Here is a 15,158-nt window from a genome sequence, read left to right as displayed (position 1 = left end):
TATAAATATATTTGAATTTTGGTATAAGAATATAGAATTGGTGATTGAAAGTCTAGCAATGATTTGTTGCAATGCTAGTGACTGTGGCTTTTAGACTATTTGCCAATAAATATTAAGTAAACAAAAAAGGCCACCGATAAATCGATGACCTTTTTACAAGATGGGCAGTCAGGGGATCGAACCCTGGACCCACGGATTAAGAGTCCGTTGCTCTGCCAGCTGAGCTAACTGCCCATGTCTTTGACAACATAAATAATAATATCAACTTAAATTGAATTTCGCAAGTACTTTTTGAAATTTATTTATTAATTTTCTAAATTGATATATACTTAGACGCCTAACTGTTATAATTGTTAGTAAAAATTAACCTTAGGAGTGATTTTATGGCATCGAAAAAAGATAAATTTGAGTACATGAATCGTCTGCTACGAACATATATGATTAATATGCATCATTTTTTTACCACTCTTACTCCACAGTTGACGCTTACTCCGCAGCAAGCGCGGACATTATTGTACATTAAGGACCATCCAGGGCTTATTCAACGCGAACTAGGCGACTACTTCCATATCCGAAATGCAAGTATTACAAATATGCTAAAAAATCTTGAACGTGATGGTTATATTGTTCGTCGAAATGATAATGAATCAGCTAGGATTAAACGGATTTTCTTAACTAAAGAAGGAATCGAAAAGACTAGCCAAATAAAGGATGTTTTTGATCAAGCATACCAGCAAATTGTTGAGCAACTCGATGAAGAAACGATTGATGCAGTAATTAAAAGTATGATGAATATCAATAATGAGCTAAAAAGATGATTTAAATTATTGACAGTTAGATATCTACGTGTTTTAATATAAGTCGTCTTAAATAGTTAGATAGTTAATTGTTAGGAGGCTTATACTTTGAAAAGAAATAAATTTAATTTTCGGGAATTCTTTAGCCTAATTAACCAATTACACCCACAATATTTGAAACTGGTAGTGGGGATTCTTTTAGGGTTGGTTTCTACTGGAGCAAATTTATTTGTTCCGCAACTAGCCCAGAAATTGATTAACGATTTTCGGCACATTAGTCCAACACTAGCTACGTTAACAGTTGTTATTTTTATTGCTGGACTAATTACTAGTGCGTTATCAGGAGTATTACTTGGTATTTTTGGCGAAAACGTTGTTGCTAAGTTACGTAAACAATTGTGGCAAAAACTGCTTAAAATGCCGGTAAAATACTTCGACAATGTGAAAACCGGGGAAATAAGCTCACGACTGGTAAATGATACTTCACAGGTTAAGGAGCTTCTTGCTTCAACATTTCCTAATGCAATGACCTCAATTTTACAGTTTCTTGGGGCATTAGTAATTATGTTAGCAATGGATTGGCGAATGACCTTATTAATGTTTGTTGCTGTACCATTGATAATGATAGTAATGATGCCAATAATGAACTACTCACGTAAAATTGGGCGTGTGCGTCAAGATGAGCTTGCTAAATTTGCTAGTGATTCAACTGATGTATTAAGTGAAGTTCGTCTAGTAAAGTCATCAAATGGTGAAGAACATGAGCTCGCTAAAGGAAGCCAGCGAATTGATAACTTGTATGGAATTGGGATGAAAGAAGCGTTGATTAACGCTGCGACCCAACCAATTACAAATATGCTGATGATGTTAATGTTCTTAATCGTGCTTGGTTATGGTGCAATTCGGGTAATGAATGGTCAAATAACGATGGGAGCATTAGTTTCGTTCTTAATGTACCTTTTCCAAATTTTTGGACCAATTATTACAGTTAGTCAGCTCTTTACTAATATGGCTAAGACAAGTGGTGCGACTGAACGGATTCAGCAGATGTTGGCAGAACCAGAAGAATTTGACGAAGATCAGGTTGAAAAAGATATTGAAACTGAACCGTTAAAATTTGAGAATGTTGACTTTTCTTATGAACCGGATAAGCCAATACTGAAGAATATTAATTTTGAGACTAAACCAAATGCGGTTGTCGCGTTTGCAGGACCTTCAGGTGGTGGTAAGACAACGATCTTCTCGTTGATCGAACGGTTCTATCAACCGACCGCCGGAAAGATTCTTATTGGCGATGAAAACGTTGAGAAATTAGACTTAGCCAAATGGCGGGAACAAATCGGTCTCGTTAGTCAGGATGCCGCTGTAATGCCAGGAACGATTCGCGATAACCTTACCTATGGACTACGGCGAACAGTAAGTGACACGGAATTATGGAAAGCATTGAAGATGGCATACGCAGATGGGTTCGTAAATAATATGGCCGATAAACTAGAAACAGAAATTGGTGAGCGCGGGATTAAACTATCTGGTGGTCAAAGGCAACGAATTGCAATTGCACGGGCCTTCCTTCGTGATCCAAAGATTCTGATGCTCGATGAAGCAACCGCAAGTTTGGATGCCGAATCTGAAGCAATGGTTCAAAAGGCTTTAGGTGACTTAATGCAAGGACGGACAACATTAGTAATTGCCCACCGTTTAAGTACAATTGTTGATGCAGATAAAATTTACTTTATTGAAAATGGAACTATTTCAGGTTCTGGAACGCATCAAGAGTTGCTGCAATCAACACCGCTTTATGCTCAATATGTTCATGATCAATTTAAATAAAGACAAACGACCAAAATCAGCTTATTAGCCGATCTTGGTCGTTTTTTGAACAGAATTAAGTTTTCCAACATATACAAAAAGCGACCGAGATAAAATCCCAGTCGCTGTAAACCTCTGATGGGCAGTCAGGGGATCGAACCCTGGACCCACGGATTAAGAGTCCGTTGCTCTGCCAGCTGAGCTAACTGCCCATATTCTTTAACAGAATACTCAATCATTTTAACCTGCTTAATATTAAATGTCAAATATTTTTGGAAAATATTTATGGAACTTTTCCCTGTGCTATAATAGAGGCACTGATATATAGCAGATTTAAAGTATTGAATCAATTAACCCAATGGAGGGAACTATTGATATGGCAAAAAAAATTTTAGTTGTTGATGATGAAAAACCGATCTCTGATATCATCAAATTTAATCTTGAAAAAGAAGGATATGAAGTTGTCGTAGCCTATGATGGTGAAGCTGCGTTAGAGCAAGTTGAAGCAGAAAATCCTGATTTGATTATCCTCGACCTAATGCTTCCTAAGATTGATGGGCTTGAAGTAGCAAAGCGTGTCCGAGCTAAACATACAATGCCGATTATTATGGTAACGGCTAAAGATTCAGAACTAGATAAAGTCCTTGGCCTTGAACTTGGTGCAGACGATTATGTCACTAAGCCATTTTCAAATCGTGAATTAGTAGCCCGTGTTAAGGCAAATTTACGGCGGCAGGCTACCCTTAAGGCACCTGCTGAAGAAGATAATAACACTGATATTCAAATTGGGGACCTGACAATTCATCCAGAAGCATATACGGTTACTAAACGGGGTGAGAACATTAATTTGACACACCGTGAATTTGAATTGCTGCACTATTTGGCACAACATATCGGTCAAGTTATTAATCGTGAACATTTACTTCAAACAGTGTGGGGATATGACTACTTTGGTGATGTGCGAACAGTCGATGTTACTGTTCGACGGCTTCGTGAAAAAATTGAAGATAATCCCAGTCACCCGCAATGGCTAATTACCCGGCGTGGTGTTGGTTACTACCTAGCAAATCCTGATCAGAATTAGAGGCTGAACCATTGTGAACAGCAAATTAAAATTTTATCAATCGATTCGGTTTAAAATCGCTCTCGTATTTGTGTTAATTTTGATGTTAACGCTTGAATGTGTGGGGGCGGTTTTTGTGCGTCAATTGGAACACCAAAACCTTAATACGTTTAAACAAACAATTGAATTGCCATCGTATGTCGATAATTCTTTAGCAGAACAACTGGCCCGTTCAGATACCAAAAAGGCGAATAAGCAGATTAATCAAATCCTTTCTGAAGTTAATAATAATAACATCTCTGAAATTCGGGTTGTTGACAGTAAGAGCGTTGTTCGCGGGACGAGTAACGCGGATAATCGGGGAGCAATTGGTCAAAAGACGACTGATCAAGCAATCAAAGCGACCCTCTTAAATAATCGTTCGCATACCGAAAACTTGTATGATAACTCTAATCATACACGCTATTACGTAAACGTTATCCCGCTGGTTGATAATAGTAATAATAACGTTGTTGGAGCTGTTTATCTTCGTGCTAGCTTAGAGAGTGTTTATTCTAATATTAATAACATTACCTTTGTTTATCTTTCTGCTGCCATGATTACGATTGTCCTTAGTTTGATCTTGGCAATAATAATTTCCCAGGAAATAACGCGGCCGATTGAAGAAATGCGTAAACAAACATTGCGGATTGCCCGTGGTGATTATTCTGGACAGGTAAAAGTTTTAGGAAATGATGAACTAGGACAGTTAGCCGGAGCAGTTAATAATCTATCAGTCCGAGTTGAAGAAGCTCAGGAGTCAACTGATTCAGAACGGCGGCGGTTAGATAGTATCCTATCGCATATGTCAGATGGGGTGCTGGCAACTGACCGCCGCGGAAACGTGACGATCGTTAATAACATGGCGTTACAATTACTTGGCGTTGAAAACGAAGACGATTTAATCGGTAAATCAATTATTGACGTTCTAGATATTCGGCATGATTATACTGTTCGGCAACTTGTAAATAGCGAGCAGCGGGAAATGATCATTGATATGTCCAATTCTGGAAATAATTTGATTTTGAACGCTTATTTCTCACCAATTCAACGTGAATCCGGATTTGTAAGCGGACTGGTTTGTGTGCTTCATGATGTTACTAGTCAGCAAAAAGAAGAACGTGAACGAAAGCAGTTTGTTTCAAATGTTTCTCATGAGTTGCGAACACCATTGACGAGTGTACGTAGTTATGTTGATGCCTTAAGTGATGGTGCTTGGCAGGATAAAGAAATAGCACCGAAATTTCTAAAGGTTGTTCAAGATGAGACTGATCGAATGATTCGGATGATCAATGACCTTTTGAGTTTGTCACGGATGGATGCCGGAACAACAAAGCTTAATCTGGAATACGTTAATATTAATGAGCTTTTTAACTATATTTTGGACCGCTTCGATATGATTATCAAAAAAGAAGAAGATCCAAAAAAGAAGAAGTATACCATCGAACGTTACTTTACTAAAAAGGATTTATGGGTTGAGATTGATACTGATAAATTCACTCAGGTAATTGATAATATCATGAATAACGCCATTAAGTATTCACCAGATGGCGGAGTAATTACTACGCGCTTATTGGAAACGCATAATCATGTTATTTTGAGCATCACTGACCAGGGATTGGGAATCCCCCGCAAAGATCTTGGGCGTATTTTTGACCGTTTCTTCCGGGTTGATAAGGCACGAAGCCGGAAACAAGGTGGAACTGGCCTTGGGTTAGCTATTTCTAAGGAAGTTATCAATATGCTTGGCGGACAAATTTGGGTTGATAGTGTAGAAGGCAAGGGATCGACATTCTATATCTCCTTGCCGTATGTACCTTACGAGGAGGAAGACTGGGATGATGAGGAAACTGAAAAGTAATTGGCAATCAATCGCTTTAACGGTTGTTGTGCTTCTTAGTTTATTCATTTCATGGATTGTTTGGACAAATCCGTTTCCTTATGAAGGGGCGCGACACGAGAGTTATAGTAATAATCAGTCGCAATATACCCCGCAATCAATGGGAGATGTTTACCTACCGACAAAAGCAATTGAGACAAATAAAAAAGGTAGCCAGAATCAGCTCCATAGCCCTAAAGCCAATTTAATTTTAAGTGTAAAACGAGAATTAGAGAGTTGGAAACTAGGACGGACAAATGTTGTTAAGCAGAATAACAGTGACGTTTATTTAAGTTATTTACGTCGTCGAAATTCATTAATGCTGACGTATCCTGATGAAGTTCCCAGTTCTGTATTTAATGAGACATTTTCGCAATCGATTGATACAGACCGGGTAAATCAGATTAATCATATTGTTATTCCTTTAAATGGGCAGCATGAGATTTATTTACTTGGGGATCATCATTATAGTGTGTATCGTGTACGGGTTGAAAAGGGGAACTTTAGCCATATTAGACGCTTATTAACGTCAATGGAGCAGATACCGGTCGACCATAAAATTATTAATGGAGTTGCCGTTATGATGTATCCGCACTCGTTTGAATTACCAGAGTTAGGATATCAGATTACTGCGCAAAACATTGATACGTTAAGCGCTAGTTTGATGAGTACTAATCAGCATACAACGATTACCGCTAATAAAAACGGAAATGAGACGACATATACTGATGGAACTAACCGCCGTTTAATCTATAATCGCCAAAACGGAACTCTTAAGTATGAGAATTATTTAAGCAAGGATGACCGTGAATCAACTAGTCAGATTTTCTCGCATTTCTATAATAAATTGACTGCAATTGGGATGCCGCTTGATAATTTACGGTATGATGAAGTAAGTGAACAAGGTCGGCGATTGAATTATCGAGCATATGTTAATAGTTTCCCGATTTTTAACAGCGATGGATATGGTGAGGTGACTTTAGAGTCAACTAGTAGCGGTAATGAACGATATTGGTTGAGCCTGTATAGCTTACAGGTTCCGCTGCCAATCGATCACCAGATGGTCAAGCTTCCGTCAAGCACTGAAGTTATTAACCAATTACACGCTACTAATCGAATGCGCGATATTAAAGACTTGCGTGTTGGATATATTTGGAAGAGCAACAGTGTTAACAATCATGTGGTTAAATTGGTGCCAACATACTTTATTAAATATCGTGGTCATTGGGTTGAGTACACGGAATTGGAAAAGTAGGAGGGGTAATGAATGAATTTTAAACGTATTCAATGGATATTTATTCTCGCCTTTCTGCTTTTTGATATTTTTGTTGGTAGTTCGTTAATTTTAGAAACTAGGTTTACAGTATCGAATGGTCAACAAAATCGGCAATCTACGGTTCTTAAAGAGATGCGTAATGATTCAATCAATTACGGGAATCTTTCTAACAAGCAGCAAACAGGATATTACATTGCTGGAAAACGCTCAACAGATGGCGGCGTTTTAGAACAAGAATCGGATAAGCTACACAACCAGAATTTTCGATTTACATCTGGAACACTAACGAGTGAATTTGATAAACCGATTAAAGTTTCCGCAGATAATACGGTTCAACGGATTAACCGACTACTAAAGAACAAAAGGATGATTAGCTTAGGTGATCATTATCGTTACAATAAAGAGCTATCTGATAAAAATACTATTGTCTACACCCAGGTTCTTGAAGATAAGCCGTTAATATCAAATGATGGGCAAATTCGCTTTCGGATAAATTCTGATCATGAGGTAACTGGTTATACCCAGACTTATCTACAAGATGTAGAAGTTTTACGTCAGCGGTCAAATACCATCAGTCAACGAAGGGCAATTACTTGGCTATATAAACATAACCAAATACCAAACAACTCCCGAATTCGGTGGGCTACATTAAGTTATTCTAAATTGCTTAATACGACTACGGATGACAAATCAGTATATGTTCCAACGTGGATTGTTGAAATTAAGACTAAAAACTCAGGGGCAATCCAGCAGCTACAAGTTAATGCGTTTAATAGTACGGTAATGAAAGAGACACCAGATAGTGTGAATACTAATTCGTTAAATAATAAGTAATTGAGGAGGAACTTTAAGTGACAGAAACGGATCCATTACGTTATAGTGTACTTGCGAGTGGGAGTACGGGAAATGTAACTTATTTGGAAACGCGTAACCATCGAATCTTAATTGATGCCGGGTTAAGCGGTAAGCGAATTGAGAACTTAATGAAAAAGATTGATCGGTCATTAAAAGACGTCGATGCAATTTTTGTAACGCATGAACACAGTGACCATACGCATGGTGTCGGGGTATTAGCTCGTCGTTATGGCATGGACGTCTATGCCAATGAGGGAACGTGGCAAGCGATGGCTGATAAGGTTGGTAAGATTCCGTTAGAACAAAAGCACGTTATCGCCCCTAATACGGTTAAAGATTTAGGTGACATGGATATTGAAAGTTTTGCCGTATCGCATGATGCAGCTCAACCGCAGTTTTACCAGGTCCACCATAATAACAAAACTTTTTGTATTCTTACAGACACTGGGTATGTATCTGACCGAGTTGAAGGAACAATTCGAAATGCGGATGCCTACGTAATGGAATGCAACCATGATACAGAAATGCTACGGATGGGTCCTTATTCATGGCCGCTAAAGCAACGGATTTTAGGGGATGAAGGGCACCTTTCAAATGAAGAAGGTGCAGATGCATTAATGAGCGTGATTGGTCGACGAACTAAAGAGATCTTTCTCGGTCATCGCAGTCAGCATAATAATATGCGTTCTTTAGCGCACTTAACGGTTGCAAGTTTAATGGAACAGCATGATTTTGGTGTTGACCATGACTTTAAATTACAAGATGCCGAGCCGGAGACTCCTAGTAAATTAATGACGTTATAGGAAAAATACCAAGATATCACGTTTTTTATTAACTTTATTCAAATATTTTTCATATTTAAATTGTAACTTGAAGATAGCAATTCTTTAATCGGAGGGTTGATTGATGAAGAAAATAAAACAGGCTTTTAAAGACCGCTTATGGCTGGGAGTAATCGTTGTTGGGTTACTTGCCGGCCTGATTGGTGGTGGAATTGCATTAGGAATTAACAACTTAGTACAACATCATGAGGAAGTAGCAAGTACTCGGGTTCCAACCGGTTCTAACAAGTCTGGCGGGACAAAGGTTAATAAAAACAAAGCGGACTTGAACGGTGAGGCTTCACAAGCGTATAAGTCAGTTCAAGGTGCTGTTGTTAGTGTTATTAATAAGCAAAAAGTTCAACAGTCAAATGGTACCTTAGGCATTTTTGGTTATGGCAATAGTAGTGCTAATGGCAGCAGTAGCAGCTCTTCAAATGACAATAAGCTAGAAACAGCTAGTGAAGGGTCTGGAGTTATTTATAAAAAGAGCGGTGACTCTGCTTATGTTGTAACAAATAACCACGTTGTAAAAGGTTCAAATGCCCTTCAAGTAATTCTAAGCAATGGTAAAAAAGTTAATGCTGATTTAGTTGGTGCTGACTCGGCAACAGACTTAGCTGTCCTAAAGATTAATGCTAAAAATGTTAAGACAATCGCATCCTTTGGTAACTCTAACTCAATTGTCCCGGGACAAGATGTTCTAGCAATCGGTTCACCAATGGGAAGTGAATATGCCAACACAGTAACTAAAGGGATTATTTCCGCAAAAGATCGGACGTTAAAGGCTGGAACTGATGGAACGTTAACATCGGTTATTCAAACTGATGCAGCTATTAACTCTGGTAATTCCGGTGGCCCATTAATTAACATGGCTGGTCAAGTTATCGGAATTAACTCAATGAAACTTTCCTCAGATACACAGGGATCCTCAGTTGAAGGGATCGGTTTTGCTATCCCAAGTAATGAAGTAGTAACAATTATCAACCAGTTAATTAAGGATGGAAAAATTACCCGTCCATCATTAGGAATTAGCATGGTAGATCTTAGTAATGTAACTTCAGACCAGCAGCAATCAGTCTTGAAACTACCAACTAGCGTAAGCAAAGGGGTAGTAATTATGGATGTAAATAGCGGATCAGTTGCAGATACTGCTGGATTAAAGAAGTATGATGTTATCACAAAACTTGGCGATACTCAGATTACAGATACGGGTTCATTGAAGGCTGCATTATATAAGTACAAGGTTGGTGAAACAGCAAAAGTGACATACTACCATGATGGTCAGGAGCACACGGCTACTTTACACTTAACAAAGAGTGCTGATACAACGTCAACCGATGATTCACAACAAGAGAATAATTAAAATATTAGAGGCTGGGAGAAAACTCTCAGCCTTTTTAGATTAAACTCCACTGATTAAAGAGCGGTATAATATAGATTATTAATATAAAGGATAGTGGGTAAAATGAATAATCCACGGTTTAAATACCCCGATACAAAGGCATATGAATTTGTAGTAAACCGCTTAAAAGAACGTGGTGTAGACTTAAATGAACTAGCTAAAATCGTATATGAAACCCAAAAAGACTTTGAACCAGATTTAACGTTAGAAACATGTCAAAAATTCTTGATCGATACAATGCATAAGCGTGAATTACTAAATAGTGCGATGGTCGCCCTTGAGCTTGATCGACTTACTGAAGAAGGAAAGGTAGACGAACCCTTAGCAAGCATTATAAAAAACGATGCGGGGGTGTTTGGAGTAGACGAGACCCTTGCCTTACAGATTGCTAATATCTATGGGACAATCGGCACAACAAACTTTGGCTACTTCGACAGGGTAAAGAATGGTATTATCGCAAAATTCGACCATGATAAGGTTCACGTAAATACATTTATTGATGATATTCTTGCTGCAATTGTGGCCGCAGTTTGTGGAAAAATTGCCCATCAATATGCTTGATTAAAAAGATCTCATTGACTTTTAAATTACTTGCCATTAAACTAAACTTAATTCGTTTATGAGGAGTAAAGCAAATGAGCTATCAAACTTTCCAATTGAATAGTAGTTGGCAAAGCCGGTAACTCAGGGATAGCTGTTGTACAGATATGACCTGGGTTAATTCACAGATTATATCTGTACCGGCTTCTTTATCATGTACAAACAGGGCCTGTACGGATTTCACGTACGGGCTTTTTCTATTTCACTGAAAAATAGTGGGAGTTCCGAACGTGGAGCTCCTTTTTATTTTGAAAGGTGGAGATAGTGATGAAACGAATTATGAGATACATTATTGTCGGAATTGTTATAGTTGGGGGCTATTTTGGACTTTTAAAACTTCATCAGCGAACCACAAAGCCGGTAGTAGGGATTTTAACGATGATACATCATCCAGCGTTAGATCAAATACAAAAGGGGGTTGTTGCGGGTTTAGCGGAAGAAGGATACCGAAACGGAAAGAATATAAAAATTGAATATCAGAATGCGAATGGCGATCAAGCAAATCTAAATACGATGGCAAACAAATTAGTAAATGACCATGCAAAAGTTATTGTTGGTATTACAACTCCAGCTTGCCAGGCCCTTGCTAATGCAACTAAGGATATTCCGATAGTGATGGGAGGAATTGGTGATCCGGTTGGTGCCGGGCTAGTAAAGAATGAAAAAAATCCAGGTGGCAATGTTACTGGCGTGCATGATGTTAATCCCAGTGAACAACAAGTTGCGTTAGTAAAGAAGTTTATACCGGATATTAAGACGCTTGGGGTAATTTATACATCAAGTGATACGTCTTCTGAAAGCCAGTATCAAACAATGGTTAAAGCCGCGCGTAAATTACACGTTAATTTAAAAACTTATACGATCGCAAATGCTAATGAACTGGATCAGACTTCGCAAACGATGTTGAGTAAGGTTGATGCTGTTATTGTTCCAAGTGACAATATAATTGCCGGATCGATGGGAGTATTAGTAAAAAATGCGAATGCAGTAAATAAGCCGGTCTTTCCTAGTGCCGATACAATGGTCAAAGATGGTGGAGTAGCGTCAATTAGCCTTAGTCAATATGGACAAGGTAAAGCAGCAGGAAAAATGGCCGCCCGCATCTTGAAAGGTGAAAAAGCAGGACAGCTGGCAGTTAATGATTATCATCATGGAGAACCTGTTCTTAATTTAAAGCAGGCTCATAAACTAGGAATAAAGGTTCCGGCAGATTTCCAGCAGGAAGCAGAACAACATGGAATTATTTTTAAGTAATTTGAAGTTAAAATCCCGAATAATCTAAAAACCATATAATTTAATATTCGTCAGATGACATTGCGTTGTATGTTTACCACAGATTGTGTTGTAAATCGTTAGAAATACGTTAAAATAATACTGTGAAATCACTTGTGGATAAGTCGGTGGATAACTAGCACTAAATTTAAATTAATTTTATAAATGTTGGTATATTAATAAATATTGTTGTTCACAAGTTATCCACAGGCTGACTGGTATAATGTGGATAAGTGGAATACTTTGATAATTGTAATTACTTATCCTTACAGACACAAGGGATTTGAGAATTGATGATGAACAACCGTTCCTGTAGATAACTGTGGATAACTTCTTTTTAAGAAAACGCTTTTTTAACAAAAAATTAACCGAACATTCGGAAAAAGTATTAAAGTCTGTAATTGCCTGTGGATAACTTTGTGGATAAACTGTGGAAGGTAGTGGATATCTTGAATATAAAAATTATTGGTGTGGGTAAATTGAAAGAAAAGTATTTTAAAGCGGGAATTGCTGAGTATGCTAAACGCTTAGGACGCTATTGTAAATTTGAAATTGTCGAGGTTCCTGATGAAAAAGCGCCTGAATCATTGAGTCAAGCTGAGATGGATGAAGTGATGGCAAAAGAGGGAGAACGAATCCTTGATAAAATTAAAGATCGTGAATATGTATATGCGCTTGCGATTAAGGGGAAGGAACGTACGTCTGAAGAATTTGCTAAAGAGATCAATAAATTAACGACTTATGGTCATAGCGATATTACTTTTGTTATTGGCGGTTCATTAGGATTGAGTCCAGCAGTCTTGAAACGAGCAGATACACAAATATCATTTGGACGGTTTACCTTACCGCACCAGTTAATGCGTTTAGTTTTAAGTGAACAAATTTATCGGGCTTTTACCATTATTAATGGCTTGCCATATCATAAGTAAAGAATTTATTGAGTTTTGTTTAGGTAATTATTTAAAGCCGGTGAAGATGGTATAGTAATTATAGTGACAGTTGATTGCAATGTAAGAACTGAAGGATTTGATTTAAAATAAGGATTAAACGTTATCAAATAATTCTTTTTGGGATACTAGCCATAGCAGGGATATTTGTCATGCAAGAAAGAGCAAGTGCGAATATAACGGCCGAAACACCGCTGACATTACCTGATGAGACAAGGATAGAGAACGATGAATTTGAACGCTACCAATTTAGAGCAAGACAGTTACGAACTTGGTGGCAGGTAAAACGACCAAAATATAAAATTGATTGGGCTTTTTATCATAAGAAACGAGGGGACTGGGATTAGCTCAGGTCCTCGTTTTTCTTTTACCTTTTCAAAAAAGCTATTAAAATGAAGATATTAAAAGGAGGCAAAGGTAATGAAAAAAGTTGGAATTATTGTTGGCAGTGTTCGTCCTAATCGGCGGAGTATGCAAGTAGCTGATTGGTTAAAAGTTCAACTAAAGAAAAGTACAAAGGTTCAATTTGACATTATTGACTTAAAAGAAATTGATTTACCGATGATGAATGAACCTAAAATTCCTTATTTGGGACTATATATTCACGAAAAGACACGAAAATGGAGCGAATTGGTTCAAAGCTACGATGGTTTTGTATTCGTTTTTCCGCAATACAATTGGGGCTATCCAGCAGTTTTGAAGAACGCCATTGATTATTTAGGTAAAGAATGGCGAGACAAACCGGTTAGTCTAGTAACATTTGGCGGACATGGCGGACCGCAAGCACAAATTGCAATGAAACTGGTTATAACTGGCTTGAAGATGACGCCGCTTCCCGTTAATTTACAAATTAGCTTAATGCCGGATGATTCAATTGCGACTGCCGATCGTAAACTAAACACATATAATTCACAGGTTGCACTCCTCGGTACTGCTTTTGAAAATAAATTGTTTTAGTTTGTGATTGGAGTAGCAAATTATTGTAGGACATTATTGCAAAAATGACTGATTTTGTGAATATTATGACAAACAGCGTGATTTTGTAGTGAATTAGGCAAAATTATTATTACAAATTGGGTGATAATGCATCAAAAATCAAAATGTTTCTATTGCAAAATTAAAACGCTTGCATGATAATGGTATCGTATTCAAATGCCATGAGGAGGGTATTTTAATGAATAGACAATTTGATTTCTTAATGCCAAGCGTTAACTTCTTTGGTCCTGGTGTTATTGCTAAAATTGGTGATCGTGCAAAGATGCTCAATATGCACAAGCCATTAATTGTTACTACTGAAGGTTTATCTAAGATTGATAACGGTCCTGTTAAGCAAACAACTGCTGCATTGGAAAAGGCCGGTGTTGATTACGTTGTATTTACTGGTGTTGAACCAAACCCTAAGATTCGTAATGTTCAAGCTGGTAAGAAGATGTACCAAGATGAAAACTGTGACTCAATCATTACTGTTGGTGGTGGTTCTGCTCATGATTGTGGTAAGGGTATTGGAATTGTTTTAACTAACGGTGACGACATTTCAAAGCTTGCCGGAATTGAAACTTTGGATAATCCGCTTCCACCATTAATGGCTGTTAACACAACAGCAGGTACTGGTTCAGAATTAACCCGTCACGCTGTTATCACAAATGAAAAGACACACTTGAAGTTCGTTGTTGTTTCATGGCGTAACATTCCATTGGTATCATTCAACGATCCAATGTTAATGCTTGATATTCCACAAGACATCACTGCTGCTACTGGTTGTGACGCTTTTGTTCAAGCTATCGAACCATATGTTTCAGTTGACCACAACCCAATTACTGATAGTCAATGTAAAGAAGCAATTCAATTAATCCAAACTGCTTTGCCAGAAGTAGTTGCTAATGGTCACAATGTTGAAGCACGGACAAAGATGGTTGAAGCTGAAATGCTTGCCGGAATGGCCTTTAATAACGCTAACCTCGGTTATGTTCATGCAATGGCTCACCAACTTGGCGGTCAATATGATGCTCCTCATGGTGTTTGCTGTGCTCTGCTTTTGACTACTGTTGAAGAATATAACTTAATTGCATGTCCAGAACGGTTTGCAGAATTAGCTAAGGTTATGGGCTACGATACTACTGGCCTTACGCTTTACGAAGCTGCTCAAAAGTCAATCGATGGTATGCGTGAAATGTGCAAGCTTGTTGGTATTCCTGCATCAATCAAGGAAATCGGTGCTAAGCCAGAAGACTTTGAAATGATGGCTAAGAATGCCCTCAAGGATGGTAATGCCTTCTCTAACCCACGTAAGGGTACTGTTGAAGATGTTGTAAAGCTTTACCAAAAGGCTTACGATGGCATTTACTAATAAGTAATTAATTTAAAATAAAAATCCATGTGGAAATTCTCGAAATCT

Annotated in this window: 14 protein-coding genes and 2 tRNA genes; 14 read left to right on the top strand and 2 right to left on the bottom strand. The window is 37.9% G+C overall.

Annotated elements, in window-relative coordinates:
* Window positions 1-161: 161 nt before the first annotated feature.
* Window positions 162-234: transfer RNA gene (locus tag IEU90_RS00465), tRNA-Lys, on the bottom strand.
* 149 nt (window positions 235-383) lie between these two features.
* Here IEU90_RS00465 and IEU90_RS00460 point away from each other — a divergent pair.
* On the top strand, window positions 384-818 hold the full coding sequence (locus tag IEU90_RS00460) for a MarR family winged helix-turn-helix transcriptional regulator (protein ID WP_153709429.1): 435 nt from the start codon (window positions 384-386) through the stop codon (window positions 816-818).
* Between the two features lie 87 nt (window positions 819-905).
* Window positions 906-2,627: an ABC transporter ATP-binding protein gene (locus IEU90_RS00455; RefSeq protein WP_188357573.1), complete on the top strand. Its 1,722-nt coding sequence runs from the start codon at window positions 906-908 to the stop codon at window positions 2,625-2,627.
* A gap of 118 nt (window positions 2,628-2,745) precedes the next feature.
* Here IEU90_RS00455 and IEU90_RS00450 read toward each other — a convergent pair.
* Window positions 2,746-2,818 (bottom strand) — tRNA-Lys (locus IEU90_RS00450).
* A 164-nt stretch (window positions 2,819-2,982) separates the two neighbouring features.
* Between IEU90_RS00450 and yycF the strand changes: the two genes are divergently transcribed.
* The 12 genes from yycF (at window position 2,983) to IEU90_RS00390 (ending at window position 15,110) form a co-directional block, all read left to right on the top strand.
* A complete protein-coding gene (gene yycF / locus IEU90_RS00445) occupies window positions 2,983-3,690 on the top strand; it encodes a response regulator YycF (RefSeq protein ID WP_153709431.1) in 708 nt (235 codons plus the stop codon).
* Between the two features lie 13 nt (window positions 3,691-3,703).
* Complete coding sequence (gene walK / locus IEU90_RS00440; RefSeq protein ID WP_182598421.1) at window positions 3,704-5,569, top strand: cell wall metabolism sensor histidine kinase WalK; 1,866 nt, start codon at window positions 3,704-3,706, stop codon at window positions 5,567-5,569.
* Complete coding sequence (locus IEU90_RS00435) at window positions 5,547-6,842, top strand: YycH family regulatory protein (RefSeq protein ID WP_153709432.1); 1,296 nt, start codon at window positions 5,547-5,549, stop codon at window positions 6,840-6,842. Before walK ends, IEU90_RS00435 begins: the two co-directional genes overlap by 23 nt.
* Before the next feature lie 12 nt (window positions 6,843-6,854).
* Complete coding sequence (locus IEU90_RS00430; protein WP_153709433.1) at window positions 6,855-7,697, top strand: two-component system regulatory protein YycI; 843 nt, start codon at window positions 6,855-6,857, stop codon at window positions 7,695-7,697.
* Between the two features lie 17 nt (window positions 7,698-7,714).
* A complete protein-coding gene (locus tag IEU90_RS00425; RefSeq protein WP_188357572.1) occupies window positions 7,715-8,521 on the top strand; it encodes an MBL fold metallo-hydrolase in 807 nt (268 codons plus the stop codon).
* A gap of 103 nt (window positions 8,522-8,624) precedes the next feature.
* Window positions 8,625-9,905, top strand: coding sequence for a S1C family serine protease (locus IEU90_RS00420; RefSeq protein ID WP_153709434.1), 1,281 nt, complete (start codon window positions 8,625-8,627; stop codon window positions 9,903-9,905).
* Window positions 9,906-10,007: 102 nt separating this feature from the next.
* Entirely contained in the window at window positions 10,008-10,505 is a 498-nt protein-coding gene (locus tag IEU90_RS00415) for a phosphatidylglycerophosphatase A family protein (protein WP_153709435.1), read from the top strand.
* A 306-nt stretch (window positions 10,506-10,811) separates the two neighbouring features.
* On the top strand, window positions 10,812-11,798 hold the full coding sequence (trpX, locus tag IEU90_RS00410; RefSeq protein WP_153709436.1) for a tryptophan ABC transporter substrate-binding protein: 987 nt from the start codon (window positions 10,812-10,814) through the stop codon (window positions 11,796-11,798).
* A gap of 467 nt (window positions 11,799-12,265) precedes the next feature.
* The gene (gene rlmH / locus IEU90_RS00405; protein WP_153709437.1) at window positions 12,266-12,745 is read left to right on the top strand and encodes a 23S rRNA (pseudouridine(1915)-N(3))-methyltransferase RlmH; all 480 of its coding nucleotides are present in this window, start codon (window positions 12,266-12,268) and stop codon (window positions 12,743-12,745) included.
* A gap of 152 nt (window positions 12,746-12,897) precedes the next feature.
* A complete protein-coding gene (locus tag IEU90_RS00400; RefSeq protein WP_188357676.1) occupies window positions 12,898-13,110 on the top strand; it encodes a hypothetical protein in 213 nt (70 codons plus the stop codon).
* Between the two features lie 73 nt (window positions 13,111-13,183).
* Window positions 13,184-13,720, top strand: coding sequence for an NADPH-dependent FMN reductase (locus tag IEU90_RS00395; protein WP_153709439.1), 537 nt, complete (start codon window positions 13,184-13,186; stop codon window positions 13,718-13,720).
* Between the two features lie 217 nt (window positions 13,721-13,937).
* On the top strand, window positions 13,938-15,110 hold the full coding sequence (locus IEU90_RS00390; RefSeq protein WP_153709440.1) for an iron-containing alcohol dehydrogenase: 1,173 nt from the start codon (window positions 13,938-13,940) through the stop codon (window positions 15,108-15,110).
* Window positions 15,111-15,158: the final 48 nt, after the last annotated feature.

Source organism: Limosilactobacillus caviae, from assembly GCF_014635905.1.
Lineage (GTDB): Bacteria > Bacillota > Bacilli > Lactobacillales > Lactobacillaceae > Limosilactobacillus > Limosilactobacillus caviae.
This window is presented reverse-complemented; position numbering and strand designations above follow the sequence as displayed.

Coding starts and splice junctions, on each gene's coding strand:
- IEU90_RS00460 (WP_153709429.1), top strand. CDS start 384: ATGGCATCGAAAAAAGATAAATTTGAGTACATGAATCGTCTGCTACGA.
- yycF (WP_153709431.1), top strand. CDS start 2,983: ATGGCAAAAAAAATTTTAGTTGTTGATGATGAAAAACCGATCTCTGAT.
- IEU90_RS00435 (WP_153709432.1), top strand. CDS start 5,547: ATGATGAGGAAACTGAAAAGTAATTGGCAATCAATCGCTTTAACGGTT.
- IEU90_RS00430 (WP_153709433.1), top strand. CDS start 6,855: ATGAATTTTAAACGTATTCAATGGATATTTATTCTCGCCTTTCTGCTT.
- IEU90_RS00420 (WP_153709434.1), top strand. CDS start 8,625: ATGAAGAAAATAAAACAGGCTTTTAAAGACCGCTTATGGCTGGGAGTA.
- IEU90_RS00415 (WP_153709435.1), top strand. CDS start 10,008: ATGAATAATCCACGGTTTAAATACCCCGATACAAAGGCATATGAATTT.
- trpX (WP_153709436.1), top strand. CDS start 10,812: ATGAAACGAATTATGAGATACATTATTGTCGGAATTGTTATAGTTGGG.
- IEU90_RS00395 (WP_153709439.1), top strand. CDS start 13,184: ATGAAAAAAGTTGGAATTATTGTTGGCAGTGTTCGTCCTAATCGGCGG.
- IEU90_RS00390 (WP_153709440.1), top strand. CDS start 13,938: ATGAATAGACAATTTGATTTCTTAATGCCAAGCGTTAACTTCTTTGGT.